Source organism: Enterobacter cloacae complex sp. 385G4 (assembly GCF_057320665.1).
This window is the reverse complement of record NZ_JBXWDD010000003.1, coordinates 148,683-175,086: the sequence shown is the minus strand read 5'-3', so window position 1 is coordinate 175,086 and position 26,404 is coordinate 148,683. Positions and strand designations below refer to the sequence as shown.

Genomic DNA, 26,404 nt, shown 5'->3' with positions numbered 1-26,404 from the left:
GCGTAAGGCAACGGAGAGGTTCGCATGACCCAGGTTAACGACGTTCGCGACGCCCACGTCGAGACGACGCCCGCACCGACGGTTTCACCCTGGCAGCCGCTGAGCCAGCCGGTGTTCCGCATGCTGTGGATCGCCACGGTGGTCTCTAACGTCGGCTCATGGATGAGCGACGTCGGCATCAACTGGAGCATGCTGACCCTGAGCGCCGACCCGCTGGATATCGCGCTGGTGCAGGCAGCCAGCAGCCTGCCGATGTTCCTCTTCGCCCTGCCGTCCGGGGTGATGGCGGACATCGTCGACCGACGTAAATACCTGCTCTTCTCTCAATTATGGGTGTTCATCGCCGCCGCCGGGCTGACGGTGCTCTCCTTCACCGGACACGTCACCCCCACCGTGCTGCTGGTGGCGACGTTTCTGCTGAGCGTGGGCGCGGCGATGAGCTCACCGCCGTTCCAGGCGGTGGTGCCCGACCTGGTGAGCAAACCGGAGCTGGGCGCCGCCGTGGCGCTGAACTCGCTCGGGGTGAACATTAGCCGGGCGATTGGCCCCGCGCTGGGCGGTTTTCTGCTGTCGCTCGCCGGGCCGTGGATGGTGTTTGCCCTGAACGCGCTGTCCGTTGTGGGTGTAGCGTGGGTGCTGTGGCGCTGGCGTCCGGCCCCGTCCGTGCAGCGTCTGCCGCCGGAGCACTTCTTCTCTGCGGTGCGCTCCGGGATTCGCTACGTGCACGCCGCGCCGGTGCTGCGCAACGTGCTGGTGCGCACGGTGGCCTTCTTCGTTTTCGGCAGCGCGGGCTGGGCGTTACTGCCGCTGGTGGCGCGCCGCGAGCTGGGCTTAGGTCCGGCGGGCTACGGCGTGATGCTGGCGTGCATTGGCCTGGGGGCCATTGCCGGGGCGATCCTGCTGCCGCGCCTGCGCCAGCGGCTGAACGCCGACCGCCTGATGGTCGCCGCGAGCCTGACCTTTGCCCTCACCATGCTGGCGCTGGCGTTTGTGCGCCACGTCTGGCTGCTGAACCTGTTTGAGTTCTTCACCGGCTTCGCGTGGATTGCGGTGCTCTCCACCCTCAACCTCGGCGCACAGCGCAGCGCCGCCCGCTGGGTGAAGGCCCGCGCGCTGGCGGTCTACCTGACGGTGTTCTTCGGCTCGATGACCACGGGCAGCGCCATCTGGGGGCAGATCGCTTCCCAGTTCGGTACGCCGACCTCGCTGGTGATCGCCACGCTGGGGATGGTGCTGGCGAGCGCCACCGTGTTCCGCTGGAAGCTGGAGAAAGATCCTGACTTAAACCTCGACCTGAGCGGCCAGCCGCTGGACGGCGTGGAGATCGACCTGCCGAACGAGCGCGGCCCGGTGCTGGTCTCGCACGAGTACATCATCGACCCGCACAACGCGAAGGCCTTCCTGGAGGCGGTCCACGAGCTGCGCCGGGTGCGACGCCGCGCCGGGGCGATGAGCTGGGCGGTGTACGAAGATATTGAACGTCCGGGTCTGTTTATCGAAACCTTCCTGATGGGTTCCTGGATCGAGCATCTGCGCCAGCAGGAGCGCCACACCATGAATGACCTCCTGTTGCAGAGCCGCGTTCTGGCTTTTCATCAGGGCACAACATCACCGGCTATTCGCTACCTGGTCGCGCCGGTATAACCATAACCATCACCTGTACAGGAACACACTATGGCAACGTTTAAGGCAAAAGACGGCACGCAGATTTACTACAAAGAAGGCGGCGCGGGCAAACCGGTTCTCTTCAGCCACGGCTGGCCGCTGGACGGCGACATGTGGGACAGCCAGCTGAACTACCTGGCCGAGCGCGGCTTCCGCGCTATCGCCTTTGACCGTCGCGGCTTTGGCCGCTCGGATCAGCCGTGGAACGGTTACGACTACGACACCTTTGCGTCCGACATCAACGACCTGATTACCACCCTGGATCTACGCGACGTGACGCTGGTGGGCTTCTCCATGGGCGGCGGCGACGTGACCCGCTACATCAACAACTACGGCAGCGCGCGCGTGGCCGGGCTTGCGCTGTTGGGCGCGGTGACGCCAATCTTCGGCAAATCCGACTCCTTCCCGCAGGGTGTGGATCAGAGCGTGTTCGACGGCATTCGCGACGGACTGCGTAAAGATCGCGCCCAGTTCATAAGCGACTTCGCCACGCCGTTCTACGGCACCAACGCCGGGCAGACCGTTTCAGCGGGTGCCCTGACGCAGACGCTGAACATCGCCCTGCTGGCGTCGCTGAAGGGCACCATCGACTGCGTAACCGCCTTCGCCGAAACCGACTTCCGCCCGGATATGGCGAAAATCGACGTGCCGACGCTGGTGATCCACGGCAGCAACGACCAGATCGTGCCGTTTGAAAGCACCGGCAAGCTGGCGGCGGAGATGATCAAAAACGCCACGCTGAAGGTGTACGACAACGCGCCGCACGGCTTCGCGCTGACCCACCAGGACCAGCTCAACGAAGATCTGCTGGCGTTTGTGAAGTCGCTGTAAGGTCGTCCAGGGGCATGTTGATCCGGCATGCCCTTATAGATCACTGTTTTAGGTAGTTATTCACTCAGGCTTGCAATCCCGTAAAATTCATTCGCCAGGTTACTGAAGCCTGTAATTTTACTGGAGAGCATATGGACGCAGTTGAGCAAGACGTCAGATTCGAATGGGCAGACTTTTATCAGGCTTTTGCCTCTCAGCTACTGACCTGGCGAAATCGAAGAGAGGAGTTGGTGGCGGGTATTCACCGCATTGCTGCTGAGATTGGTAGTATGTCACACCTACAGGACAAGCCCGCTAATGGCGTCCCCCATCCTTTGAAAGACATTTGTCCTTTCACCACTATGGGCTTGTTTAATCGCTCGCTTACCGTTACCAACCGAAGAAATATCGCAGCCAGCCTGGCAAAACTGATAGGCGTACGCGAAAAGGTTCCTGAATCGTTCGACGGTATTCCGCTACTTAACAATCAGAAATCATGGTTCTTTGGCTATGAGAAATCACGTAAGCCTGAAGACATCGATACGCTGTGGGAAATGTTTTCTCAGGCAATCTCCTTCGCCGACACCCCAAACGCCGATCCCGCTGACTTCCTCTTTTCTTATGACGCCGCATCTAACGTGCGCAATGTGGGCTGGAACCTGACAATGGGATTGTACTGGCTACGCCCCTGGTTCTACCCTACGCTGGATAGCCAGTCTCAGTACTACATCCAGAAAGTCCTGAACATTAAAATCATTAAAAAAGGTGCCAAAGGGCGCTGTAGCGGACACAATTATCAGACCGTAGCCCTGGCGCTCAAAAAGGCTTTTACCCAGCCAAACTATCCGGTTCACTCCTTCCCTGAACTCTCTCTGGCGGCATGGAATATCGATTTGCAACAGTCAAATGATGAAGTCGAGCGGCTGACATGGAAAGCGTATTTGCTCAATAAGATCAAGGTGCTGTGCCTACGAAAAGACAGCCCATTTTTCTCTTTGAGGGAGTTAAAAGAGGCCTATCTGGATGAGATTAAGGCGGATTATCCCAATAACAATACTATTGAATCATCCATTTCATATTATCTGCAAAAACTACGTGATGATGATGAACTGGAGTTTCAGACCCCCGGCAATTATGAATACCTCAACTTCGATAAAGGTGAATTGCAGAGCATCACCGAGGAAACGGTTGAAGAGAACGTGCCCGCAGAAATCCCCCACAAGCCTTACGCGATAAGCAATTTGATCGATGAGGGCTGCTTTTTAGAAGAGGAAAAAATCCAATTCATCCTTCAGCGGTTACAGGCCAAAAAAAACCTGATCCTTCAGGGCCCGCCGGGAACCGGTAAAACCTGGCTTGCGCGCCGTCTGGCGTATTGTCTGATGGGCGAGGAAACCTCTAAGCGCATCAGCGCGGTGCAGTTCCACCCTACCCTCTCCTACGAAGACTTTATTCGGGGCTGGCGTCCTAACAATGAAGGACGTTTAGCACTGGTAGACGGGCCTTTTCTCCATGCAATCGACAAAGCAGTAAACGATCCGACAACTAAGTACGTGGTCATTATTGAGGAGATTAACCGGGGCAATCCTGCGCAAATTTTTGGCGAAACGCTGACGCTGATGGAGGCGGATAAACGTACGCCGAATGAGGCGCTTGAGCTCTCATATCGATCTGATATGGATGAAAAAACCTACATTCCTGAAAACCTGTACATCATCGGGACGATGAATATCGCTGACCGCTCGCTTGCCCTGCTAGACCTGGCATTACGGCGCCGCTTTGCGTTTATTGATCTTAAGCCCGAGTTTAACGACGCGTGGAAAAAGTGGGTTAACCAACGGTTTAATGTGAGCCTGGAAACATTAGCCCTTATCGAATCCAAATTAACCGCTTTAAATGAAAAATTGTCCAGGGATGCGGCCCTGGGACCTCAATTTTGTATCGGGCATAGCTATGTTACCCCACCTGCGGGGTTGAAAATTGACGACGGGATGACCTGGTACGAGCAGATTGTCGAAACCGAAATCTGCCCTTTACTTGCCGAATACTGGTTTGATGCGCCGGAGAAAGTCCAGGATTCCAGAAAGGGACTTCTCAACATATGACCGATCTTGATGAACGTAGCGATACGCAGGCTCGGGCAGCTGTATCGCGCATTCCTTTGCGCAATATCTGGCTATTGATGCTGTACGCCTCCAGCTTGTTTCGCCACCACGGGCGCAGCATGGTTGCCGCTGAAAACAACCCGGAGGAAATCCCGGCGCTGGTGGCCAGGATCCTGCTTCACGAAGTGGAGCAGCGGCTGTTAAGGCATTTAAGTTTGGGATACCAAACTCGCCGCGCCACGCTAAACAGGGTAAGGGGACGCATTGATGTTCTGCGCACAACCAGTCGACAATTGCTTGAGCGGGCACAGGTAGCCTGTCAGTTTCAGGAAATGACGCTGGACACACCACGAAATCGCTATGTTCGCTCTGCGTTAGAGCACCTTGTTCCGCTGCTCAGCAACGGCACGCTGGCTGCACAATGTCGCACAATGGCAATCAATTTGCGTCGTCGTGGTATTGAGGGGGGTATGCCCGGCAAAGGTGAACTGCCGTCAATCACACGTTTTGGCCGCCATGATGCGGCGGATAAAGCCATGGTCGATGCCGCGAAGCTGGCATTTGAATTATGGCTACCAACCCAAACTGCGGGGCAAAAACTGTTGCCAACGCCTTCTGATGACCCTTATTGGATGCGCAAGCTCTTCGAGAAAAGTATGGCGGGTTTCTATCACTTCCATCTTCCCAAAAAAGACTGGACAGTCGCTGCCGGAAAAGAGTTGAAATGGGGATTAACGTCTCAAAGTGCAGGGAGCGAAAGTATTTTCCCAACCATGAACTCGGACATTATTCTTGAGCACAAGCAACCTCCACAGCGCGTCATCATCGACACCAAATTCAATAACATTCTGACTAAAGGCTGGTATCGCGATAAGAGCTTGCGCAGCGGTTATATCTACCAGATTTATACCTATCTGCGAACGCAGGAGAACCGAACAGACCCATTATCTCTCCGTTCAGCTGGATTATTACTTCATCCAGCCGTCGATGTAATGCTCTACGAATTCGTTGAGGTACAGGGGCATAAAATCCACTTTGCCACCTTAGATTTAGCAGCAGATGCCGCCACAATGACTCAGCAATTATTGAAATTAGCGCGTGATTGCTGTGGGATAACTGACGTGAATTAAGTTCTGAAGTGGACGCCTGCGTGACAGGCGCCCATTTCTCTTAGTTCGCCGGGGCCGGACGCTCCAGCCGCTCATTCTCCGCACGGCTATTTTCTACATGATGCCGACGCTCCGCCAGCAGCCGACAAACCTCCGCATGCTTCTCCTCGGTAAAGGTAAAGCGCGACATAAAGCCCATGCGGATCAGCGACCCAATCGCCGGCAGCAGGCAAATCCCAAAGAACAGCCCCGACAGCACGCCTTCGCTCTGGATTTGCGCCTGCGGCACGTAGTCGATCATCGTCAGAAACACGCCAATAAGCCCGCCGCCCACCGCCACCGACATCTTGCCGGTAAAGGTCTGCCCGGAGAAAGTGATCGCCGCGCAGCGCTTGTTAGTGTGGTACTCCGCGTACTCAATGGTGTCGGCAATCATCGACGAGGTGAGGATGTTGGTCATCATCACGAACAGCGTGCTCAGGCCGAGCAGAATAAACAGCATCGTCACCTGCTGATAGCCGACAAACCACATCACCACGCGCACCGCCACGTCCAGCCCGCAGAGGATCATAAACAGCTTCCGCTTCTGCATCCGGCGCGTCAGCATCGGGGCGACCAGGCACAGCACCGCCGCCACGATCCCCATCACGCCAATCGCCATCTGCAGGCTGCCGTCGCCCAGGTTGTTGATAAAGAAGTAGATATACAGCCCACCCGCCACGTTGTGGAACACGCAGAAAAAGAACGACAGCAGGACGATAAACAGCGGCTTGTTCTGACGCAGGTTGTGGAAGGTGTCGCGGATAGTCACCTTTTCCGGGCTCGGCGGCACGCGCTCTTTGATCTGCATAAAGCCGTTGAGCATCAGCGGCAGGCCCACCAGCATCATCACCAGCGCCGCCATAAAGTAGCCTTTGTCATTGCTGTACTGGGCGAAGTAGGCCGCCAGCTTCGGAAAGAAGATGTTGGCGCAGGCAATCCCGGCGTTCACCCCGAGCATCGCCGCCGTCACCGCGCGGGTGCGCTGGGCGGAGTCGTTGGTCATCACCGACGACATCGACCAGAACGGGATATCGGAGATAGCGTACAGCGTCCCCCAAAGGATATACGTCACCCCGGCGTAGAGGATTTTGGTGGTCATGTCCGCTTCGATTTTATAGAACGACAGCAGCGTGACGCCGGTGATCAGCAGCGGCGCGATCAGCAAAAAGTGGCGAAACTTGCCGAACCGGCTGTTAATGGTGTCCATGATGCTGGCAAACAGCGGATCGTGAACCGCGTCCCATGCGCGGGCAATCAGGAAGATGGTGCTCGCCGCCAGCGCCGAGATCCCCAGCACGTCGGTGTAAAAATAGTTAATAAACGAACCCACTAAACCAAAGCTAAAACACTGACCTAAACCATAGCCAAAGTAAGACCACAACTCGCGAGACGGTATTTTCATTGTCATTGCCATAGTGCGTACCTGGTTGCCCGGCGGCTGACCGCCGGGTCGTTATTATTAGCCCTGCGGATTAGGGGCGATTTTGCGCAGCTTCTGCATCAGCGCGATTTCAGCGCGTGAGAACGGAATGCCGTTCTCCTCAAACACGTCGTGGAACCAGAGGCGACAGTAGTCCGTGGACTCTTTCATCACCACCGGCCACGGCAGCCACGTCTGGGTTTTGCCGCGCACCAGCCCCCACTGATACGGCGCAACCTTCGCCATGTACATCAGCGGCAGCTGCTCTTCGATGGTGCCGCCCACGTGGCGCGCCAGCCATTCGGTACAGAAGATTGGGCGGCCCAGCGCCTGAAGCTGCTGAATAATCGCCGTCATCCGCCCGGTGTTGGTGTAGGCGTGATAGCTCACCACGTCCGAGAGCGCCAGCGCGGTCTGGTCCAGCGGATGCTGATAGAACGTCTCGTCCTCCTCTTCCGGCGGCAGACGCCACGCGCAGACGGTGAGCGGCTGGGTCGGGTCTTCTTCACGTACCCACTGGAACGCCAGCTTCATCAGTTCGTGCGCGCAGGTCTCCAGCTTCGCGTCGTACAGCACCTCTTCCGTACCGGTCGCGAAGATGCCGCGGTTGCCCGGCTCGTTATAGAGATCCCACAGCAGCACGCGCTTATCGTCGCGGATATAGCGTTCAATGTCTGCCCAGCAGTCCGGATCGCACACCTTGTCGCGACCGGGGCTCGCCGCCGCCTGGCTGTTGTGCTTGCCCGGCACTGGCGGCTTTTGCGAGCCGAGGTACGGCTCGTCACCGGAGAAGCCGCAGTCGTCCATCAGGGTCAGCATGGTGCTGAACCCGTGGTCGTCGGCAATCGTCAAAAAGCGGTCGATACGCGCCATCAGCCCGTCGCGGTCATGCTCCCAGACGATAAACGGCAGGTTGATGCGCAGGGTGTTGTAGCCCGCCTCCGCCGCCCAGCCCAGCTCGCGGTCAATGGTTGCGGCATCGAAGGTCTCTGCCTGCCAGATATCGGTCCAGTTCACCGCCGTCGACGGCAGATAGTTAAACCCGCACAGCCAGCCTTTTTGCTCGTACCACGCCTGTGCCTGCTCCCTGCTCCACTGCTCTTTCATTACGCGTCCTCTTACTGATAATATTTAGCTAATAAATATTAGTTGCGGGATAAATGCGCAAATCACGGCGCTCTGAAAAGCGATGCCCCTCACAAAGTTCACGCTTCGATGAATGAGAAACGTGATCGACGGCGCTAAAGCGTGCGGTTAGGGTATGATGCGAAGTCGCGAAAGGGAGAGGACGGATGAAGCGAAAAACGAAAGTGACGATGAACGATATTGCGCGGGCGGCAGGGGTGTCGCAGGCGACGGTATCGCTGGTGCTTAACCAGTCCCGCAACATCAAGCTCAGCGACGACACCCGCCAGCGGGTGATTAGCGTCGCTACCGAGCTCGGCTACGACCGCCTCCCCACCGTTCACGCCCCGCGCAACCAGGAAGAGATCGCCCTGCTGGTGAGCTCCATGCAGAGCTTCGACCCGTTTATCGACGCCATCAGCCAGGCGCGGGAAGCGGCGTGGCGCAACGAGACCCTGCTCACCGTCTACGACTACGGCGACGACATTGAGCTGGCGCTGAACATCATCCGCCAGCTGGAGAAGCGCAACTGCATCGGGATTATTCTCGCCTCTCCGGTCACCACGCTGGTGGACATGACGGCGTTTCACGACTGTACCCGCATCCCGCTGGTGCTACTCAACCAGCGAGACCCCGGCTCGCCGCTGCTGCCGTCGTTTATCCCGGACGACTACGCCAACGCTTTCCAGGTGACTAAACACCTCATCGCCTGCGGGTCCACGCGCATCGCCCACATCACCGGCGAAAGCTGGATGGAGGCCTCCCGCCAGCGTCTGGCGGGCTACCAGGCGGCGCTGCAGCAGGCCGGACTCGCGTGCGACGACGGCCTGGTGCGCCAGACCAACTGGCAGTTCAGCGAGTCCTTTACCGCGACCACGGCCCTGCTGGAACTGGCCGAGCGCCCGGACGCCATCTTCTGCGCCAGCGACTGGCTGGCGATTGGCTGCTATCAGGCGCTGGCGGTGAACGGCGTGCGCATCCCGCAGGACATGCTGCTGGCGGGCTACGACGACCAGAAGATTTCCGAGCAGCTCACCCCGCCGCTGACCAGTATCCAGCTGCCCTACAGCGAGCTGGGACGGCTGGCGGTGGAGTACCTGTGCAATCAGGAAGATGCCGCCACACACGTGACGCTGGCGGGCAGGCTGAAGGTGCGTGCCTCAAGCCTTGTCTGAGGTAAACACCATGCCCGCATAGGGCTTCTCGCGACACGCCGCCAGCCGCGCGGCGATGCTGCCCACGTGCAGCTCCAGCTTGTGCCCGTCCGGGTCGAGAAAATAGAACGACGCCCCCTCGCTTTTGTTCTGCTTCCAGACGGTGACGCCCGCCTGCTCAAGCCTTTGCGAGAACGGTTCAAAATCCGCTTCCGCCACGGTAAACGCGTAGTGGGTATAGTCGCTCTCCTGCGGCGGCACATACCGGCGCGCCTCGTCGTACGACAGGCAGACCCACAGATCGCCGCAGGTGAGATAGGCCCCGGTATTCCAGCGGGCGTGCAGGGTCAGCCCCAGCAGCTCGTGCCAGAAGGTGACGCTTTTTTGCAGGTCGCTGACCGCCAGGGTCAGGTGGTTGAATGATTGCAGCATGACGTGCCCTTTTGTTTTTCGCGCCGGACGTGGTACGGTAAAGAGATGAACATAAACCACGCCGTGCTCACCGTAAACCGCTGGTGGCTGCCTTCTTAAAGGCGGCACGGAGTAGTTTTCCCCATTTTCAGATAGCCGCCGAAAGGCGGCTTTCACTTTTCTAAGACCCCTTTCGGCATTACAACGTTAAGGAGTCTTTATGAACGCACCCACCATCCTCACCGGCGATCGCCCAACCGGCCCGCTGCACCTCGGCCACTTCGTCGGATCGCTGCGCCAGCGCGTGGCGCTCCAGCATACGCACAACCAGTTTGTGCTGATTGCCGACCTGCAGGGGCTGACCGACAACGGCAGCAACCCGCAGAAGATCCGCGACAACATCCCCGAAGTGCTGGCGGATTACCTCGCCGCCGGCATCGACCCGAACCTGACCACGATCTGCCTGCAATCTGCCCTGCCCGCCCTCGCCGAGCTGACGATGCTGTATATGAACATCGTCACCGTTGCCCGCGTGGAGCGTAACCCGACGGTGAAAAACGAGATTGCGCAGAAGGGCTTCGCCCGCTCGCTGCCGGTCGGGTTTATGGCCTACCCCATCAGCCAGGCGGCGGACATCACCGCGTTTAAGGCCGAGTGCGTGCCCGTCGGCGACGACCAGCTGCCGATGATTGAGCAGACCAACGAGATTGTGCACAAGATGAACAGCCTGCTGCCCGCCCCGGTGCTGCGCCACTGCAAGGCGATGCTGAGCGACACCAGCCGCCTGCCCGGCATCGACGGCAGCGCCAAGATGTCGAAATCGCTGGGCAACACGCTGCACCTTTCGGCCAGCGAAGAGACGATCCACCGTGCGGTCAGCGCCATGTACACCGACCCGAACCACCTGAAGGTGAGCGACCCGGGGCAGATTGAGGGGAACGTGGTGTTTACGTATCTCGACGCGTTTCATCCGGACAAGGAGAAAGTGGCGGCGATGAAGGCGCACTATCAGGCGGGCGGGCTGGGTGACCGGGCGTGCAAGAACGAACTGGAAGCGTGCCTGCAGGAGCTGATTGCGCCGATGCGGGAGCGGAGGGCGATGTATATGCGTGATAAGGGGGAATTGATGGCGATGCTGAAGCGCGGGACCGAACGGGCGCAGGGGGTGACGCAGGCGACGCTGAGGGAGGTGAAGGTTGGGCTGGGGGTGCCGGTGTTTTGATTAGGTGAGTTGATTGAGGTTGGGCGGTGGAGTGCGTGCTGTTAGCACAAAGCCGCTTATTATCTCATTTAATATAATATTAATTCCGCCAATAATTCTTAATTCGTCGTTTAGATATAATTAATTGCTTTATCTACATTAATATCACATTGATATTACCCTTTATAATACATTTGAAGGGATACTATGGCTGATGTAGAAGATATAGCCCGGAGATTATGCAACATAATCGCTTCTCCTGATACAGTTACTGGGCTTATAAATGGAGGACTATCTGTACCGCTAGATTATGGATATCTGGTTTATGGAATCTTTGATACGGATTCCAGGTATGCTCGTGAAACTCAACGTATAAGAATGATGACTGCCATAAAAAACGACATTTTGAATTACGAGAACATTGTCAACGCAGTTAAAATTATTTTTAAAGTGTTCAATAGATATTTAACCGAGGATGAGCAGGATAAAATATACAGATCTGTAATGACTTCAATTGCAGGTAGAATATCAACCAATATTATCGCATCAACAATCGCAAAGCATGTTATTGAAAGAACATCCTTCACGTTTGTTGTTTTCAAAGGGAAAAGTAACCCAATCACGGCACTGAGCACACTCCTTTTGTTTGGGGGAATGGCTGAGCGATCAATTAGAACATCTGACAGACTCGAAGCAGAAGCCCCAGAAGTATATCAACTTCTGAGGTCCAGAGACTATGACCTGCTTTATTTTCTGTTCGCTGATGCCGTCCAGCCTTTCGTAGATGCTATCCATGCAGGTTATTCAGAAGGAAAGCCTGTATTTAATCAGATCATGAAGAAAGTTAATGAAAAACTAACAACACACACTACGGTAGGCGCGTATGAGTAAGTTTATCATCCCAATTATAAATCTGCTTCTTTGCTCATATTTAGTTTTAGCCTATATCCTTTGCTGGATAGAATTCGAAACCTGGCATGATAAAACAATCGCCTTTTGCATTATTACCATAAGTGCTTACATTATTTCATTTGTAATGAATAAATTCCTGCCAGGAAAGATACATATTTTTGGCGGGCTCCTGGATGTGTTATCAGGTCCCTTAATGATCATCGGGGCATTTGCTTGTATAGCTGTCCTTGAACCATGGCCGCTGAAAATAATTGGCTTATTCATATGGGTCGTGGCGATGTTGCACCTACCTTCTTTTGTAAATATAGATGAGGAATAATCATGTCAAATCCAGCATATCTATGGTTAACCGATGCTAATGGCTCACCCGTCACAGGAGGTTCCATGGTGTCCGGTCGGTTAGGTGCTATTGAATTAAAGGCAGTCGCTCATCACCTCACCATTCCTGTGAGTGGACATACAGGCCGACTAACAGGTACCCGCGTACATACACCGATTGCTGTTCAGAAAGAGTTTGATAAAACAACTCCGGTTCTTATCAGGGCACTGTGTGAAAACCAAACGCTAAAATCGGCTACGATAAAAATGTATCAAATTGATGATGCAGGAATCGAGAGAGAATATTTCAACATTATCCTGGAGAATGTAAAAATCACGGGGATTACGCCCAATCTGTTCCCGGGTTCTGGAACAGGAACGCATACAGAGACAATCGAGCTAAGATATGAGGCAATCACCTGGAAACACTGTGACGGGAATATAGTTTACAGAGATGCCTGGAATCATATGGCGATCGCCTGAACCGACTTTAAAATTTCTCGGGCCGGGGTAACGTTGTGCTTGTCGGTCCGACCAAGCGGAACGCCGCCGGGAAGCACTGGCGATGATTTCCACCGCATTAAAGGAGAGCATCATGATGGAACCCACACTCTCTCAAGTCATTGAGGTTGTTCGAAACTCCTCAGGTGAGCATCGTAAACCTATCGATAGCAATACGTTGATTGAGGCCGATTTGCATATTTGCGGTATGGATGGCGAAGACCTACTGGAAAACTGCGAAGAAGCTTTTGGCGTTCAGCTTGCCACGGAAGAAGATGGCTATATGAAAACGTTCTCTCTCGCAGAGAATGAGTATCTGTTTACAGGTGAAGGTATAGACTTTTTTGGCATCTGTCGATTTATCCGCTGGGTACGTGGCATACCCGAACCTGTTATACGCGATTTAACCGTCGGCGAACTTCACGCTGTGCTGGTTAAGGCTGTGAAAGAGCAGGTAAAGCACGAGTGATTTTTACTTACAACGGGCATGGGATGACATGCCCGTTTTATTGCTTCACGGATTACATTGGATGGGAAGCACAGTTACTCCAATATCGCCTGCCCTGTTCCACGCTTAACAGTCGGTATATCACCGGTATCATTCAGCGCTCCCGGAAAGGTCTTCAGCCACTGTGCGACTTTCTGTTTATTGATATTCACCACGCTCATCCCTTCCAGGCATCCCCATAATTCTCTTGTATGCTGGGGCGTAATGACAATGCAGTCTTTCATGGCGCGGATTTTTACCGGCATGCCGTTAATAAAGCCAGCACGGGTTAACCAGTCGCCGCCCAAAAGAAGATATTTCATATCTATGCGGGAATAAAGTTCGCAGCAAGCGGCACTGTCCTGCGGCGTTTCCGCGCGGGGGTGGACGGGCGCCGCGTTGGGCGGGTTGCCGTGCAGACGGCGGGCGCTGTTTTTGCGTACCAGCTCGCGGTTTTCAATCATGCCGGTGAAAGCGTCTGATTCTGTTTTGCAAACAGTAAACTCTGGCTTAAAATTCGTCGCAGCCATTTTCAACTTCTCCGTAGTTGTTGGTGGTTAGCGGTATGGGGGTGTTGCAGCACCTTCATATCGCGAATTCTTCGTTAAATTCTCTTTGATACTTCCTTTGCCGATTGGCGTAATTTCTGGTGCTCATTATACAAGGCTGAATATAAATACAGCGGTTTTGGGTGGGGGAAATTTGGAATTTGCGAGGGGGATTCAGGAAATAGAGTTCTGTGCGTTAAGGTCATGATTTTGTTGATTGCGGGTTGATTGGTCTGGGTTTTGCGAGCATCATCGCAATTATTTACTCTCTTCCGTAACGCGATGGCTTCCAGCAAAACTCTCGAACAGGCAATTGCCGATATCACAATCTGGCGCAAAGGCGAACAGCGTGCGCCGCATAAGCCTTTATTGCTTTTGTACGTGCTGGCGAACTATCAGCAGGGGCATGTGAGACTGTTTGATTACGGAACTGAGGTCCACGAGCAGCTGCTTAGCCTGTTAGAACGCTTTGGCCCACAGCGGAAGGCGCATTACCCAAATATGCCCTTCTGGCGGCTCAAGAGGGACGGATTTTGGGATCTGAAGAACACTGAGTTCTGTTCGACCACTGGCAGTAAGCAACCGCCTGTTAAAGAACTTGTGGAACATAACGTCGCAGGCGGGTTTGATGAAGAGCACTTTGCGCTTCTGATTATGAACCAAAAACTGATCGGCTCGCTGGCGCAGCAGATCCTTGAAGCGCACTTTCCTGAAAGCATTCAGGAAGAGATCGCGGATGAGATGGGTTTTGATATCCAGCAGATTCGTAAGGTTCGCGATCCGCTGTTCCGGCAGCAGGTGCTACGTGCTTATAACTATGAGTGCGCAATCTGCGGATTCAACATGCGGCATGATAACGCCTCTGTTGGACTTGAAGCCGCGCATATCAAGTGGAAGCAGTTTGGCGGACCGTGTGAGATCCCGAACGGACTGGCACTGTGTGCGATTCATCATAAGGCGTTTGATAAGGGGTCAATTGGGCTGGATGAGAGTATGCGGGTGCTGGTGTCCGAGGCGGTGAATGGAAGTGGGATTGTTGGGCGGTTGTTCTGGGATTTTGCAGGGAAGCAGATTACGTTGCCGGTGGTGAAAGAGAATTATCCAGGAGCGGGGTTTGTGGAGTGGCACCGCAGGGAAGTATTTAGCGAATATTGAATCGGACTATTCCATTATTAAAAGCCTTTACCTACTAGGGTAAAGGCTTTTAATTAACTAAAATATACAAGAATCGTCAGTGATATATTCTATTTCCGAAAGATCGCATTGATATCTGACTGAACTAATTGCTTTGCACTCAACAATAGGTTTAGGGATATTCTTGGAATTAAAATAAAGTACATTTTTTCTAGCATACGTCTCATCAAAAGCTAATGAAGTTGATAAAGAAATATCACTACCCATAACATCAAAAATATTCGTCCATAATTTTTCTTTTGTTTGAGAATCAGGAAGTAATGAATCAATTTTAATAGCAAGATCTAAAATTGTAGTTCCATTGGTCATCTTCTGCAGTAGATAAGAGACAACAAATACATTCTGTTCATCGGTAGAAGAAACCTGTCTAAGAGAAAAATTATGGATTCGTCTTTCCCCTATAGTTGCTTTTACTTCGTACTTAATACTCATTAATTCAAAATCATAAATATATTTATTATCCGAATGCCATGAACTTACTGCCACTGGAATGTTTTTTGAGTTCCTAATTGTAAAAAGCTCCCCCCAAAGGCCAATTAGTTGGTTCTCCGAAGGCTTTGAATTCGAACGAAATAATTTTATTAGCGAATTAATCAGATGATTTATATCAGTTACTAACATTGCACCTTTAAATTGTGAAAGACCTGCTGATACGCAACGCACGAAAACTTCGAACAACTCTGCATTAGCTGAATCAAATTTAATGATACAAAAAACATCTTCCAACTCTTCACTTTTATTTATATAAACAATACACCTCACATTAAACATCACGTTGAAATATCTAAAAGATATATCGGGATGAAAGAGAGGTTGATCTTGCTGTTTTATCAAAAAAATTGGGCTCCCACTTTCAGTCTTTGAAATAAATTGACTATTGAAGCTGTCTAATTTAATAGATTTAAATTTACCATTATCTTTTACAGAATCCAGTAAAAGAAAATCATGATATAAAGAATCCATATTATATCCGCCCTTCTACTAAGATATTTTTTGTCAATCCTTCAGGAATGTGAACAGCATACCAAACGACATTTTTTATATCCGCTGAGGAGGGATCTTTTACTACTGAACCAAGATCAAAAGTACGTAACTGCAAAGTAATATTGTTTTCAGATTTGAAAGATTTATCATTTATAGAATTGGCACTATTACTAAAATATTGATTTATAGGCGCATGTAAAGTCTTACGTTCTTCCGGAGTTTTACCATGTCTAGAACGATATTGTGATTGTAATTTATTGATTAAAAAGACGTCAACATTCAAATCTGGCCGCTCCTCCAAGAAGGAAGATAAGGCTATTAGGGTTGCAGAATGCTCCTCAGCATCCTGAGGATCTTTCACTTGTATATTTAATAAAAAATCATCCAAAATGGTTCTTAAGGGGACATTGCTTATGAGTTCAGAGTTCGAATGAGAGACCTTGCTAGATTGCAATATAGTTATTGCGTCCACAGCAGGTGAAAATTCCTTTTCCCATTTTTTTCGAACATTTGCTAACAAAATTTGGTTTTCTTTAATAGCTATTTTATCACGATGTAAACGTTTTGGAACCAACCAACTCGAAATGTCTATTCTTTGTATAGTCCTTCCGATAACATTACTTCTAGTTGGTTTAAGTTCTTCACCTAAAATAAAATCACGACGCCACCTGCTAAGAGGTTCACCTCTATTTTTAACAAGAACTGAGCGGACATATTCCTCATGCTCAACATATTCGATAAAAGCTTCTTTAACATCTTCTTGTAGAAAAATCCTACATTGCCCAAGATAACTCTTTTTATAACCAAAAAAGCGAGCTCTTTGCTGTAGCGTATCTGCCGATGGAGAAGTTCCTAAAGGGCGTGGCATATAAGTTGTTACTAGACCTTCAACAGTATAACCTCGATCAAGCTTTGCTCCACCAACCAAAATCCAATATGGATTGGATTTCCAATTAACTTTTTTTTCTGCATCAGGAGTTCCATTGATCTCTACACAATATAGATCATTTAGAACATTTTCCGAGATAGAATGTATTAATTCAGAAAGTTTACTAATACCCGGCGATGTTTTACAAAGCGAGTCATACTCAGCAGCGAAATATGACTCAACAGGTGCAAGATTCCCTTTTTTTAAATTATCGCTAATAAGGCGTCGTAGCGCGCTCAACGCAGCATCCATCCATCTCTTATATTGTTTATGCGAACTTGTTTGCATGGCAGGGTGGACCATCATTGATCTATTTCTATCTTTTTTTCTATCGGCTTTAACAGTACAGTTATTTTTTAAAATTGCATGTTGTCCACATACAAGCACAAAAAACTTTAGAGCCTTTATCAAACTTTTAGGAGTTGTTTTGATTTCGTTTTCTTTTGTTGGAACTTCATTTGGTGGAATATTTTCTAATAATTCCCCATTCCCCTTGAAGAAAGCTTTACCCCCAGTATAGGCAGCACCCGGAGTAACAATTTCAGCAAAACTTGGATTCAATAAATCTGCCTGAGCCATTAATAACAAAGCTTGAGGTGTCGCAGTGTATTGCAAGTAAGAATGATGAGGGATAACTTTACGAACATTGCAAATCCATTCATAAATTGTACTTTTCGCGCTAGAGTTTTCTTTTCCAGTTCTAATTTTAGATGCTAGAGTATTTAAACTAGCCTGATCACTTTCATCATCAATTATTAATGTCGGCACGCCTTTTAGTGGCATTTTTTTCAATAAAGAATGAAGATTCTGTAAATGAATAGCTTGCTTAAGAACCGTTATAATAATGGATTTCTTTTGTAATGGATTATTTTTCCATGAGTTTAACTTACCGATCACTTGTTCAGGCTGAATATTTTGCGAGGTAGAAAAATGACTCCAATAATCTTCTTCACCTATTTCCAAATCTTTTATTAATCTTTCTTCAGATTGTTGTTGTAGATTTGTTTTTGTTCCAGCAAACAAAATAACTAACCCATATCTGTTATCCTTAGCTAAAGAAATAACTGTTTCAAAGGACATTGTTTTACCGCTCTGAACATAACCAACTACTAAACCAGTTTCGGATCCGGCTAATTCAGTAGGGGGTAAACATCTACCTAATATTCTCATCGCCTCTTGAACAAGCGAATTTTCACCTTGTGTCAATTCCTCCATTGTTGGCCCACTTAGAGGATTTGATTTGCTATCAATAAAACTGAAGGTTGCTTCCCCTGTTACCGGAGACCATTTCAAAGGTGGATTTATCTTTTCTAGAACCTTAATCGATATCATTTTGCTGCTCCTATATAATGGCACTATTAATTAAGTCACTTCTCAGTAAAGAATTTAAGTTAGAAAGAAAATATTCTGGCGTATCACCAGTAAGTTCTTCCGTCAATACCAAGGAAATACTGCATGCCGTAGCGATTCTTAAAAGCAGTTCTATATTTTCATTAGTTGAACCAATGAATTTGACGGAAAAAGGATGAGCGAGAGAAAGATCAATAATTAGATTTCTTTTTTCCGAATTGAAATCGTCTCTTGCCATAGTTAACCAATCTTCGCAAGAGGGATCAGTAGAGGTACGCAGCGTTATATCCCACAGATAAGTACCATCATGAATAGTTACGTTCCGCTCGCAAATTTGAAATTCGCTTTTTTCTAAAGTATTTTTTATTAATTCAGGTTCAGTTGGATTATTTTTTTTATCTTGTAAAATAGGTTCAACTACATTAACGATATGATGAGCGACATTTTGAGATGCCTCAATGGCTATACTTTCGATTTTTTTTCGCGGCGGTAAAGAACGATAATATTCTGCTTGTGTTATTAAATTTAACATTCCTGTTTCCAAGCATTCTTTCAATTTGGTTAGGAAAATATCTTCGTAGTGCTCCCATCGAAAACCATCTTTAGTATGGCTAACTTCAAAACCCTCTAAGTGAAGTTCACCAAATAATCTCTGAGACTGAAAACTATTAGCTCTCTTAAATATTAATTCTGGCCTATATGCATCATCACAACTGCCAACAATTAAACGTCCACGGCGGAAAAGAGAAAAACCAGCTTGATTTGTTGAACCAATTTCTCGCAGCGCAGCGAAACCACTTATCGTTACATTATCGTCCAGAGAAAAAGATATGTCCTTTTTCCATTCATAAGAAGTACTATCTTCCGATACCACCCCCGGTAATTTATATTTTGGTGCTTTTAAAATTGCAGGTCTTTCATAACTAAGTTTTTCATCATTAAATGTGATATGTATAAAGTTATCACTTAAATACATTCGATATATACTAGAAAGATGATCTTTTATTTTTTTTAGAGTACGTCCTTGAGGAATATGATGCAGTCTATTTAGTACGATTGTGGTATAGTGGTAATTTTCTTGGGAAGGTTTAGATTCAATATCTAAGGAATTAATGTTTTGTTGCACTATCTTATTTACGTCAAAAAGAATTGTTCTTTCAATTGTTTCATTAATTGCTTTCGTTCTCACGGACCACTTTTCAGCAAACCAGCATGCAGCGCTCTTCATTCCCATTCCAAATTCCGATAATCCTGAGCGATTTTTCGGAACTTGTGCTGTACGAAATGCTCGATGAAAATCCTTAGCAGCAATCCCCGCAGCGTTATCTTTTATTATTATGCGCCCTGGCGCAGCGGTTTCAATATTTATACTAATATTAAACTTATAGTCTTTACCATGGATTTTTTTTAAATAATCTTCATTTTCAATATAACTTTGAATTGAATTATCGATAAATTCGGCGATAGCAAACCAAGGCTTATAGTTCAAATGTCGAAGAACTGATAAAACAGTTACCTGAGGGCGAATTTCGACGGAGTTGGAAATTTTTTCTTTGAACATGTTTACTCCCTTAAGCACAAAGATCATTAACCACTATAATATTTTCTTTATTGTCTATGGGGCATTCAGGAACTGAAAGTAACGCTCTTGCAACACTCTCTACAACCTTTGAATTGACAGCATTACCTAACGCCTGAAAAGCCTGTGTAGGGCTCGCTGGCAACGACTTGAGTTCCTCCATACTTTGCAAACGAGCGCACTCATTAGGTGTCATATATCTTTTCTGCCAAGCAATAATAGGCACCTGAGTATCAGTCATTGCAATTAAACTTGGCGCAGTTGTTTTGCGTTTTACTCGAACACCTGATGCTCTGAATTGGATAACATATTTCCAAATATTTCGTTCACCTCCATGTACATTCCACTCTAACTTCTGAAGGCTAGATGGGAATTTTAATATCTTAGGCATCCATTTATCGATCCATTCCTTATTTTCAGAATAGAATTTTCTATTCTGTTTTATAAAGTTAACTTTCCATTTTGGAAATTTAATCTCCTCTGTTCTGGCATAACTCGGAAGATTATTCCAGCGTTCCTCTAGAGTTTTTAGATAACCAATTTTTTTTCCATGATTTCCTCTAAACCCTTTGAGCCCATTTAAGCCTAAACGTATTTTTTTAGCATAGGGGGTTTCTTTTTCGAACGGATAAGTAGCACCCCATTCCATTGACCATAAGGGAAATGACGGTAGTTCAATATTTTTTGGCGCTGCAGTTAGAAAATCATTCCAAACTTCCAAACATTCGGTTACTTGTTGACTCAATTTTTTTGCGTCTTCTGGACAATCATCTAAAATACTTTCGATATTGGTTTCTTTATTTGTTATTTCAGGCCAAGAGAAATTATCTAAAGATTCTAGTGAACCAACAATGTAAACACGTTCACGAATTTGTGGTATGCCAAAATTATGAGGCGATAATTTTGTCGCTCTAATATTATATCCAACCCCTTCTTTCCCCAAGAGTTTTTGTATTTTACTCCAAGTCTTACCATCATCGTGCTTAAGTAAATTTGGTACATTTTCCAATATGAAATAATTAGGTCGTTTTTTTTCTAAAATTTCAACAACATTGAAAAAGAGTCCACCTTGTTTAGTGCACTCAAAACCAAGCTGGTCACCAGCTTTCGAGAATGGTTGACAAGGAAACCCAGCAGTCAAAACATCATGCTCCGGGACGTCCTCAGCATGTACTTTGGTTATATCACCTTCAGGACGTAATCCGAAATTATGAAAATAAAGATCTTGTAAGCTAGCTTTCCATTCAGCAGCAAAAACGCAATTTCCACCTAACTTAGCCAGCGCAAGATGAAAACCACCCAAGCCAGCAAATAAGTCTATGAATTTAAATGTTTTTTTGCTTTCCATGTTATTCTTTCTCAAATGTGATATGTAGTGACGGGGTTGATCTTAATCATATTATCAAAACTTAACACTGTATGCATATACAGCCTTTTGTTTGGTTAAAAAAATTGTTACTTCCGTCGAAATCAAAAGTTATGACTAAAATGATCAATCCACGAAGACAGAGACTCCAATGCCGTAGCACAAAACCAGAGAGAAAGATACTAAAATTACTATTGGAGTTCGAAATTTTTTTCAATATAAATAAAGATACTATTTTGCACTTCCTAAAGCAAAAAAGCCGCCCTAAGGCAGCTTCTTTTGTCCAGCATCACATCTTTTGGTGCCGAAGGCCGGACTCGAACCGGCACGTATTTCTACGGTTGATTTTGAATCAACTGCGTCTACCGATTTCGCCACTTCGGCACTGAAGGGGATGCGGAAACGTTGTGGATTATACCTGTCGCGCGCCGCCATGCAAGCGACGACGCGCGAAACCCGCGCTAAGTGCCCAAAAAACCAGCGCCCTTTGTCACTCCAGCTCAGACACCGCCAGCCGAATCCCCCCCGCCGCCTTCTGCTCCGGCAGCGCCAGCACCTTCGCCCACATCGCCTGCACCATATCGCAGGAGAGCTTCTCTTTGCCCGCCGCCTTCTCCGGCATCTGCAAAAGCTGGATGTCCTCGCCGTACTTATCGGCAAGCGCCTTCATAATCGGTCGGACATCCTCGACAGCCGCCTCGCGTTCGGCCGGGGTCACGGTGTGGCGGTTTTTGCCGTAGGCCGCGCGCATCATGTCGGCGTCGGCCTGCATGCGCCGCGCCATCAGGTCTTTATCCAGCATGCGCATCGGGTTCACGCCGCCCTTCACCGTCGGGTAGAGGAAGCGGAAGCAGGCGTCGTCGCTCACCTTCTGGATGGCGGCGGTCTGCTCCATGTTGATGGTCATGTAGTTCACCACGTTGACGTCCGGAGCGTTTTGCAGGCGCGACATCTGCAGATGCAGGATCTGCGGCTGGATGGTGTCGATAATCTGCTGCTCCGGCTCGCCCGCTTTTTGCAGGGCGGCCATCTGGTCGAGGATGCGCTGATGCAGCGCGGGCTCCTGCTCCTTAATCACCTGCCAGGCGGGCATCGCGTTAAGGGCAGCATTCATCTGCTGTTCCGGGGCGCGCTGCCTGTCGAAGTATACCCAGAACGCCACGGCGGCGGCCGCGACGACGACAATCACAATACGGGTCCACGTTTTATTCATCTCGCATCCTTATCCTTGAGTTGTGCCGGTTTACACCGGCACGCCGCTGTGGAAGCGAAACTCGTTGTCCGGTGTCGAGATAAGTGTGGCTTCAATTTCGCCAAAAAGCTTTATGCGCGGTGAGATATCGTCGTCGCTCACCTGCTGAGCCAGCGTCAGGTAGTCCTGAAAATGGCGCGCTTCCGAGCGCAGCAGCGAGAGATAGAACTTCTGCAGGTCGTCGTCGAGAAACGGGGCCAGCGCGGCGAAGCGTTCGCAGGAGCGGGCTTCGATATAGGCGCCGCAGATGAGCTTGTCGATCAGCGTCAGCGGTTCGTGAGTGCGTACTTCCTTCAGCATCCCTTTGGCGTAGCGGCTGGCGGTGATTTTGACGTACGGAATGTCGCGGGCCAGCATCGCCTCGCGCACCTGCCAGAAGTGGTGCAGCTCCTCTTTAATCAGCAGCACCATGCTGTCGATGAGCGACTGGCCCCACGGGTCGTCGGTTTTGGGCATTACGCTTTTGCCAATCTGCCTGTGCAGGGCGATGAAGTCCGGCTCCGGGCCGTCGCGGAAGGTGAACTGTTCGTAGGGCTTGAGCCAGTCGAGCAGCGCGTCGGCACCGCTTTCGTCGGCGACGTATTTACGCACGAGTAATAGCGCGGTCTGGGCGGCCTTGAGCTCGCACACCATGTGGTCGGTGAGCAGCAGCGGCAGGTTCGCCGGGTCGCGGGCTTTATCAATCCATGCTTGCGGGGTCGGGCACTGGAGGAAGTTGAGTACGGGGGCGAGTATCTGCGGGTAATCCATGGTTCTGCCTTGAAAAAGCGGTGGCGCACGCCACCGCCTGAAACGCTTAGTGACGCACGCCGTCGTCGTCTTCGTCGACGTAATCTTCGTCGTCGCCTTCTTCGCCGTCTTCACCGTTCGGATCTTCGAAGTAGGTTCCCCAGCCGTCGTACTCCACGTCAAACTTCTCGGCCAGGTTCATCAGCTGTTCTACCTGCGCGTCGATCAGCTCCGCCTTCAGCGCGCCTTCGCTCAGGATGTCGCAGCAGATGACGGTGTCGCCCTCCTCCACTTCCAGCTCTTCCGGCTCGGTCACTTCGTAACCCAGCTTGAAGGCTTCCACGGCCATTTTTTCCAGCGCGTCGAAATCATCCGCAGAGAAATGGTGCTCGATGGTGTACAGCGCGTCCGGATCGCTACCGTCTTCCAGCAGTTCTTCAATAATCAGACGCGTCTCTTCGCGTTGCTCTTCCAGTAATTCCGGGTTTGCCATGGCTCAATCCTCTTTAAAGTGCGGCAGATACTTCTATTTTCACACACGGACGGGTTTGCCTCCACCTTTGTTGGAAAGATTTGTGAAACGGGGTTGCAAATGAATAATTACACATATAAAGTGAATTTTAATTCAATAAGTGGCGTTCGCCATGTGAGGATAAAATGTCTGATCTGTACAAGAAACACTTTCTGAAATTGCTCGACTTTACCCCTGCACAGTTCACTTCTCTGCTGACCCTTGCCGCACAGCTCAAAGCCGATAAAAAAAAGGGCAAGGAAGTACAAAATCTTATCGGTAAAAACATCGCGCTCATCTTCGAAAAAGACTCGACCCGTACCCGTTGCTCTTTCGAAGTTGCCGCATTTGACCAGGGCGCGCGCGTCACGTATTTAGGGCCGAGCGGCAGCCAGATTGGGCATAAAGAGTCAATTAAGGATACCGCTCGGGTGCTCGGTCGGATGTACGACGGCATTCAGTATCGCGGCCACGGCCAGGACGTGGTCGAAACGCTGGCGCAGTATGCGGGCGTGCCGGTGTGGAACGGGCTGACCAACGAGTTCCACCCGACGCAGCTGCTGGCGGACCTGCTGACCATGCAGGAGCACCTGCCGGGCAAGACGTTTAACGAGATGACGCTGGTGTACGCGGGCGATGCGCGCAACAACATGGGCAACTCGATGCTTGAAGCGGCGGCGCTGACCGGGCTGGATCTGCGCCTGGTGGCCCCGAAAGCCTGCTGGCCGGAAGAGAGCCTGGTGGCGGAGTGCAGCGCGCTGGCGGAGAAGCACGGCGGCAAAATCACGCTGACGGAAGACGTGGCGGCGGGCGTGAAGGGCGCGGACTTTATCTATACCGACGTGTGGGTGTCGATGGGCGAAGCCAAAGAGAAGTGGGCGGAGCGGATCGCGCTGCTGCGCGGGTATCAGGTGAACGCGCAGATGATGGCGCTGACCGGCAACCCGGACGTGAAGTTCCTGCACTGTCTGCCGGCGTTCCATGACGACCAGACCACGCTCGGCAAGCAGATGGCGAAGGAGTTCGATCTGCACGGCGGGATGGAGGTGACGGACGAGGTGTTTGAGTCGGCGGCGAGCATCGTGTTCGACCAGGCGGAAAACCGGATGCACACGATTAAGGCGGTGATGGTGGCGACGCTTGGGGAGTGATTGGCTCGTCTGCGGTCTGGTGCCCTCACCCCGGCCCTCTCCCACAGGGCTGAGGGATCCCCAGTAATTTTTTTCCTGAAGCGATGAAAATTTATTTAGGGAAATAAATAACTTACAGCGATGTCCTGGTCCGGCTGTAAATCGCTGAGGCGTTTCCTGTAGGCCGGGGCGAGGCGCATGGATGCGCCGAGAGGGCGGGCTTTACAGGGACGTTACCTCCGCCCGTCCCCGACAAGCCGGAAGGAATAAGCCGAAGGCACCGCGAAGCGGCGATTTACCGCCGGGAGCCCGGGTCGCCAGGGCGGCGGCGATTGAGCCGCCCTGGCACGTTCACCGGCCATGTCCTTACAGAGTAGCAAGGAACATAACGTGAACGGAATGACCACCAGACCCGTATGTTCCCCCTCACCCCAGCCCTCTCCCTCAAGGGAGAGGGGGTTGTCCGTGCAGGTATTATTTTGTGGGGATCCCTCAGCCCACAGGGAGAGGGAGAAAAACCTAAAAACGACAACAGCGTTATCGTCAGGCAGAAAAATTCATTTTACTGACGCTTTCTCAGATACGCATTAACCATAATAGGTATTTATCTTTTTATTAACCATTATTTACTGAGTAGATAATGGTTAATATCAGGTCATTATCAATTACAAAACACCGTATATTATCGGCGTAATATTTCCTTATTGCTGCATTTCGTTAATAAGGATTATTTATGTCATGGAATAAGCATGAAGCTGTGTCATACGCCCGTAGCCACGCACTAACCCATACTGGACACTATTGCGCTCGCACAATCGCCGCCGCCATTCGAGCCGGAGGGCTTAAAATCGAAGGGGCAAACGCTAAGGATTTCTGACGTTCTCTTGAAAAAGCAGGGTTCACAAAAGTCTATGGCACTCCCATAGAGGGGGATATCGCGGTGATTGATGCCTTGCCCGGCCCGAATCAGTACGGGCATGTCTGTATTTACGATGGCGCTGGAACCTGGTATTCAGATTTTAAACAGAGAACACTGTACCCGGGGCCAACGTATCGCCAACTCCAGCCAGCCGTCACCTTATACAGGCATTATTAATATGAATAAGCTCATCTTAATTGTGTTATTCAGCACAGCAGCATTGGGGGCCGAAGATTTTCAGATACCGATGCAGCGCGCCCTTGAATTCAATCGCTGGTACATTAAACAAGTGAACAACGATCGTTATCCCATCCAACAGGGAAATGAAATCGATAAGTTCGTTACGGCCAGCACCATGAAAAAATTACGTCATGCAGACGATCCCCGTTATGCCGATGCTGAATTTTACGAGGCTGATTTTTTTATGAAATCGCAGTATATCGGCGAGGACTGGGCTGAGAATGTGGCTATTGATTCGTATGATTCAGACCCGGTCTGTGTAAACGTGAATATCACGTTCGGCAAAAAGACCCAGCACACAGTTATTGATTGCATGGTTAAAGAAGATGGGATCTGGAAAATTCAGTCTGTCGCTGCACGGGATAATAATTGATTCCCCCGCTAACAATAATGTAGCCGGGTGGCGCTGCGCTT

Annotated in this window: 25 protein-coding genes, 1 tRNA gene and 1 pseudogene; 15 read left to right on the top strand and 12 right to left on the bottom strand. The window is 50.2% G+C overall.

Features of this window, described 5'->3' with window-relative positions; genetic code table 11:
- The first annotated feature begins 24 nt into the window (after window positions 1-24).
- From AC2FAJ_RS11325 to mcrC, 4 genes are all read left to right on the top strand, one after another.
- Window positions 25-1,644: an MFS transporter gene (locus tag AC2FAJ_RS11325; RefSeq protein WP_485454157.1), complete on the top strand. Its 1,620-nt coding sequence runs from the start codon at window positions 25-27 to the stop codon at window positions 1,642-1,644.
- A gap of 30 nt (window positions 1,645-1,674) precedes the next feature.
- Complete coding sequence (locus AC2FAJ_RS11320) at window positions 1,675-2,496, top strand: alpha/beta fold hydrolase (RefSeq protein WP_485454156.1); 822 nt, start codon at window positions 1,675-1,677, stop codon at window positions 2,494-2,496.
- A gap of 131 nt (window positions 2,497-2,627) precedes the next feature.
- A complete protein-coding gene (locus tag AC2FAJ_RS11315; RefSeq protein ID WP_485454155.1) occupies window positions 2,628-4,580 on the top strand; it encodes an AAA family ATPase in 1,953 nt (650 codons plus the stop codon).
- Window positions 4,577-5,710: a 5-methylcytosine-specific restriction endonuclease system specificity protein McrC gene (gene mcrC / locus AC2FAJ_RS11310; protein WP_485454154.1), complete on the top strand. Its 1,134-nt coding sequence runs from the start codon at window positions 4,577-4,579 to the stop codon at window positions 5,708-5,710. Before AC2FAJ_RS11315 ends, mcrC begins: the two co-directional genes overlap by 4 nt.
- A gap of 40 nt (window positions 5,711-5,750) precedes the next feature.
- On the opposite strand, the gene AC2FAJ_RS11305 is transcribed toward mcrC, so the two are convergent.
- Together AC2FAJ_RS11305 and AC2FAJ_RS11300 are read right to left on the bottom strand one after the other, a co-directional pair.
- Window positions 5,751-7,145, bottom strand: a complete 1,395-nt coding sequence (locus AC2FAJ_RS11305) for an MFS transporter (protein ID WP_485454153.1) — start codon at window positions 7,143-7,145, stop codon at window positions 5,751-5,753.
- 45 nt (window positions 7,146-7,190) lie between these two features.
- The gene (locus AC2FAJ_RS11300) at window positions 7,191-8,258 is read right to left on the bottom strand and encodes a cellulase family glycosylhydrolase (protein ID WP_485454152.1); all 1,068 of its coding nucleotides are present in this window, start codon (window positions 8,256-8,258) and stop codon (window positions 7,191-7,193) included.
- A 185-nt stretch (window positions 8,259-8,443) separates the two neighbouring features.
- Between AC2FAJ_RS11300 and AC2FAJ_RS11295 the strand changes: the two genes are divergently transcribed.
- Window positions 8,444-9,451 carry a LacI family DNA-binding transcriptional regulator gene (locus tag AC2FAJ_RS11295; protein ID WP_309257888.1) on the top strand — a complete coding sequence of 336 codons (1,008 nt, stop codon included), beginning with the start codon at window positions 8,444-8,446 and terminating at the stop codon, window positions 9,449-9,451.
- Here the strand turns inward: AC2FAJ_RS11295 and fosA are convergent.
- Window positions 9,437-9,862 (bottom strand): FosA/FosA2 family fosfomycin resistance glutathione transferase, encoded by a 426-nt coding sequence (gene fosA / locus AC2FAJ_RS11290; RefSeq protein WP_485454151.1) that lies wholly within the window; start codon window positions 9,860-9,862, stop codon window positions 9,437-9,439. The two genes, AC2FAJ_RS11295 and fosA, sit on opposite strands and share 15 nt — an antisense overlap.
- A 199-nt stretch (window positions 9,863-10,061) precedes the next feature.
- On the opposite strand from fosA, the gene trpS reads away from it, so the two are divergent.
- From trpS to AC2FAJ_RS11265, 5 genes are all read left to right on the top strand, one after another.
- Window positions 10,062-11,063: a tryptophan--tRNA ligase gene (trpS, locus tag AC2FAJ_RS11285; protein ID WP_485454150.1), complete on the top strand. Its 1,002-nt coding sequence runs from the start codon at window positions 10,062-10,064 to the stop codon at window positions 11,061-11,063.
- Window positions 11,064-11,249: 186 nt separating this feature from the next.
- On the top strand, window positions 11,250-11,933 hold the full coding sequence (locus tag AC2FAJ_RS11280; RefSeq protein ID WP_485454149.1) for a hypothetical protein: 684 nt from the start codon (window positions 11,250-11,252) through the stop codon (window positions 11,931-11,933).
- Entirely contained in the window at window positions 11,926-12,273 is a 348-nt protein-coding gene (locus AC2FAJ_RS11275; protein ID WP_136128812.1) for a hypothetical protein, read from the top strand. The genes AC2FAJ_RS11280 and AC2FAJ_RS11275 overlap by 8 nt, the downstream gene beginning before the upstream one ends.
- Before the next feature lie 2 nt (window positions 12,274-12,275).
- Window positions 12,276-12,755: an Hcp family type VI secretion system effector gene (locus AC2FAJ_RS11270; protein ID WP_485454148.1), complete on the top strand. Its 480-nt coding sequence runs from the start codon at window positions 12,276-12,278 to the stop codon at window positions 12,753-12,755.
- Window positions 12,756-12,870: 115 nt separating this feature from the next.
- The gene (locus AC2FAJ_RS11265) at window positions 12,871-13,242 is read left to right on the top strand and encodes a hypothetical protein (RefSeq protein ID WP_288789479.1); all 372 of its coding nucleotides are present in this window, start codon (window positions 12,871-12,873) and stop codon (window positions 13,240-13,242) included.
- A gap of 74 nt (window positions 13,243-13,316) precedes the next feature.
- Here the strand turns inward: AC2FAJ_RS11265 and AC2FAJ_RS11260 are convergent, their stop codons facing one another.
- The gene (locus tag AC2FAJ_RS11260; RefSeq protein ID WP_485454212.1) at window positions 13,317-13,790 is read right to left on the bottom strand and encodes a SymE family type I addiction module toxin; all 474 of its coding nucleotides are present in this window, start codon (window positions 13,788-13,790) and stop codon (window positions 13,317-13,319) included.
- A 300-nt stretch (window positions 13,791-14,090) separates the two neighbouring features.
- Between AC2FAJ_RS11260 and AC2FAJ_RS11255 the strand changes: the two genes are divergently transcribed.
- Entirely contained in the window at window positions 14,091-14,963 is an 873-nt protein-coding gene (locus AC2FAJ_RS11255; protein ID WP_485454147.1) for a phosphorothioated DNA-binding restriction endonuclease, read from the top strand.
- 57 nt (window positions 14,964-15,020) lie between these two features.
- Here the strand turns inward: AC2FAJ_RS11255 and AC2FAJ_RS11250 are convergent, their stop codons facing one another.
- The 8 genes from AC2FAJ_RS11250 to rraB form a co-directional block, all read right to left on the bottom strand.
- Complete coding sequence (locus AC2FAJ_RS11250; RefSeq protein ID WP_485454146.1) at window positions 15,021-15,965, bottom strand: PD-(D/E)XK motif protein; 945 nt, start codon at window positions 15,963-15,965, stop codon at window positions 15,021-15,023.
- A gap of 1 nt (window position 15,966) precedes the next feature.
- Window positions 15,967-18,246 (bottom strand): Z1 domain-containing protein, encoded by a 2,280-nt coding sequence (locus tag AC2FAJ_RS11245; protein WP_407221716.1) that lies wholly within the window; start codon window positions 18,244-18,246, stop codon window positions 15,967-15,969.
- Between the two features lie 10 nt (window positions 18,247-18,256).
- Window positions 18,257-19,825, bottom strand: coding sequence for an ATP-binding protein (locus tag AC2FAJ_RS11240; RefSeq protein ID WP_485454145.1), 1,569 nt, complete (start codon window positions 19,823-19,825; stop codon window positions 18,257-18,259).
- 10 nt (window positions 19,826-19,835) lie between these two features.
- Window positions 19,836-21,191 carry a DNA cytosine methyltransferase gene (locus AC2FAJ_RS11235; protein WP_407221714.1) on the bottom strand — a complete coding sequence of 452 codons (1,356 nt, stop codon included), beginning with the start codon at window positions 21,189-21,191 and terminating at the stop codon, window positions 19,836-19,838.
- A gap of 317 nt (window positions 21,192-21,508) precedes the next feature.
- Window positions 21,509-21,593 (bottom strand) — tRNA-Leu (locus tag AC2FAJ_RS11230).
- 106 nt (window positions 21,594-21,699) lie between these two features.
- Window positions 21,700-22,422, bottom strand: a complete 723-nt coding sequence (locus AC2FAJ_RS11225; protein WP_485454144.1) for a topoisomerase II — start codon at window positions 22,420-22,422, stop codon at window positions 21,700-21,702.
- Between the two features lie 30 nt (window positions 22,423-22,452).
- The gene (miaE, locus tag AC2FAJ_RS11220; RefSeq protein ID WP_485454143.1) at window positions 22,453-23,211 is read right to left on the bottom strand and encodes a tRNA isopentenyl-2-thiomethyl-A-37 hydroxylase MiaE; all 759 of its coding nucleotides are present in this window, start codon (window positions 23,209-23,211) and stop codon (window positions 22,453-22,455) included.
- A gap of 46 nt (window positions 23,212-23,257) precedes the next feature.
- Window positions 23,258-23,683, bottom strand: coding sequence for a ribonuclease E inhibitor RraB (gene rraB, locus AC2FAJ_RS11215; protein ID WP_008501374.1), 426 nt, complete (start codon window positions 23,681-23,683; stop codon window positions 23,258-23,260).
- Between the two features lie 99 nt (window positions 23,684-23,782).
- Here rraB and argL point away from each other — a divergent pair, with 99 nt between their 5' ends.
- The 4 genes and pseudogenes from argL to AC2FAJ_RS11195 all read left to right on the top strand — a co-directional run bounded on the left by argL (window position 23,783) and on the right by AC2FAJ_RS11195 (window position 26,363).
- Window positions 23,783-23,878: a putative translational regulatory protein ArgL gene (argL, locus tag AC2FAJ_RS11210; RefSeq protein WP_213014347.1), complete on the top strand. Its 96-nt coding sequence runs from the start codon at window positions 23,783-23,785 to the stop codon at window positions 23,876-23,878.
- Window positions 23,848-24,852 (top strand): ornithine carbamoyltransferase, encoded by a 1,005-nt coding sequence (argF, locus tag AC2FAJ_RS11205; protein WP_485454142.1) that lies wholly within the window; start codon window positions 23,848-23,850, stop codon window positions 24,850-24,852. Before argL ends, argF begins: the two co-directional genes overlap by 31 nt.
- A gap of 712 nt (window positions 24,853-25,564) precedes the next feature.
- Window positions 25,565-25,927: pseudogene (locus AC2FAJ_RS11200) on the top strand (CHAP domain-containing protein).
- Window positions 25,809-26,363: a DUF3828 domain-containing protein gene (locus AC2FAJ_RS11195; protein WP_485454141.1), complete on the top strand. Its 555-nt coding sequence runs from the start codon at window positions 25,809-25,811 to the stop codon at window positions 26,361-26,363. Before AC2FAJ_RS11200 ends, AC2FAJ_RS11195 begins: the two are co-directional and overlap by 119 nt.
- Window positions 26,364-26,404: the final 41 nt, after the last annotated feature.

Excerpts from the sequence above, each read along its gene's own strand:
- AC2FAJ_RS11225 (WP_485454144.1), bottom strand. The coding sequence starts at position 22,422 with ATGAATAAAACGTGGACCCGTATTGTGATTGTCGTCGTCGCGGCCGCC.
- AC2FAJ_RS11240 (WP_485454145.1), bottom strand. The coding sequence starts at position 19,825 with ATGTTCAAAGAAAAAATTTCCAACTCCGTCGAAATTCGCCCTCAGGTA.
- argL (WP_213014347.1), top strand. The coding sequence starts at position 23,783 with ATGAATAATTACACATATAAAGTGAATTTTAATTCAATAAGTGGCGTT.
- AC2FAJ_RS11195 (WP_485454141.1), top strand. The coding sequence starts at position 25,809 with ATGTCTGTATTTACGATGGCGCTGGAACCTGGTATTCAGATTTTAAAC.
- AC2FAJ_RS11235 (WP_407221714.1), bottom strand. The coding sequence starts at position 21,191 with ATGGAAAGCAAAAAAACATTTAAATTCATAGACTTATTTGCTGGCTTG.
- AC2FAJ_RS11245 (WP_407221716.1), bottom strand. The coding sequence starts at position 18,246 with ATGATATCGATTAAGGTTCTAGAAAAGATAAATCCACCTTTGAAATGG.
- AC2FAJ_RS11295 (WP_309257888.1), top strand. The coding sequence starts at position 8,444 with ATGAAGCGAAAAACGAAAGTGACGATGAACGATATTGCGCGGGCGGCA.
- AC2FAJ_RS11265 (WP_288789479.1), top strand. The coding sequence starts at position 12,871 with ATGGAACCCACACTCTCTCAAGTCATTGAGGTTGTTCGAAACTCCTCA.
- mcrC (WP_485454154.1), top strand. The coding sequence starts at position 4,577 with ATGACCGATCTTGATGAACGTAGCGATACGCAGGCTCGGGCAGCTGTA.
- AC2FAJ_RS11260 (WP_485454212.1), bottom strand. The coding sequence starts at position 13,790 with ATGGCTGCGACGAATTTTAAGCCAGAGTTTACTGTTTGCAAAACAGAA.
- AC2FAJ_RS11280 (WP_485454149.1), top strand. The coding sequence starts at position 11,250 with ATGGCTGATGTAGAAGATATAGCCCGGAGATTATGCAACATAATCGCT.
- AC2FAJ_RS11255 (WP_485454147.1), top strand. The coding sequence starts at position 14,091 with ATGGCTTCCAGCAAAACTCTCGAACAGGCAATTGCCGATATCACAATC.
- AC2FAJ_RS11325 (WP_485454157.1), top strand. The coding sequence starts at position 25 with ATGACCCAGGTTAACGACGTTCGCGACGCCCACGTCGAGACGACGCCC.
- AC2FAJ_RS11250 (WP_485454146.1), bottom strand. The coding sequence starts at position 15,965 with ATGGATTCTTTATATCATGATTTTCTTTTACTGGATTCTGTAAAAGAT.
- argF (WP_485454142.1), top strand. The coding sequence starts at position 23,848 with ATGTCTGATCTGTACAAGAAACACTTTCTGAAATTGCTCGACTTTACC.
- AC2FAJ_RS11275 (WP_136128812.1), top strand. The coding sequence starts at position 11,926 with ATGAGTAAGTTTATCATCCCAATTATAAATCTGCTTCTTTGCTCATAT.
- rraB (WP_008501374.1), bottom strand. The coding sequence starts at position 23,683 with ATGGCAAACCCGGAATTACTGGAAGAGCAACGCGAAGAGACGCGTCTG.
- fosA (WP_485454151.1), bottom strand. The coding sequence starts at position 9,862 with ATGCTGCAATCATTCAACCACCTGACCCTGGCGGTCAGCGACCTGCAA.
- miaE (WP_485454143.1), bottom strand. The coding sequence starts at position 23,211 with ATGGATTACCCGCAGATACTCGCCCCCGTACTCAACTTCCTCCAGTGC.
- AC2FAJ_RS11300 (WP_485454152.1), bottom strand. The coding sequence starts at position 8,258 with ATGAAAGAGCAGTGGAGCAGGGAGCAGGCACAGGCGTGGTACGAGCAA.
- AC2FAJ_RS11270 (WP_485454148.1), top strand. The coding sequence starts at position 12,276 with ATGTCAAATCCAGCATATCTATGGTTAACCGATGCTAATGGCTCACCC.
- AC2FAJ_RS11315 (WP_485454155.1), top strand. The coding sequence starts at position 2,628 with ATGGACGCAGTTGAGCAAGACGTCAGATTCGAATGGGCAGACTTTTAT.
- trpS (WP_485454150.1), top strand. The coding sequence starts at position 10,062 with ATGAACGCACCCACCATCCTCACCGGCGATCGCCCAACCGGCCCGCTG.
- AC2FAJ_RS11320 (WP_485454156.1), top strand. The coding sequence starts at position 1,675 with ATGGCAACGTTTAAGGCAAAAGACGGCACGCAGATTTACTACAAAGAA.
- AC2FAJ_RS11305 (WP_485454153.1), bottom strand. The coding sequence starts at position 7,145 with ATGGCAATGACAATGAAAATACCGTCTCGCGAGTTGTGGTCTTACTTT.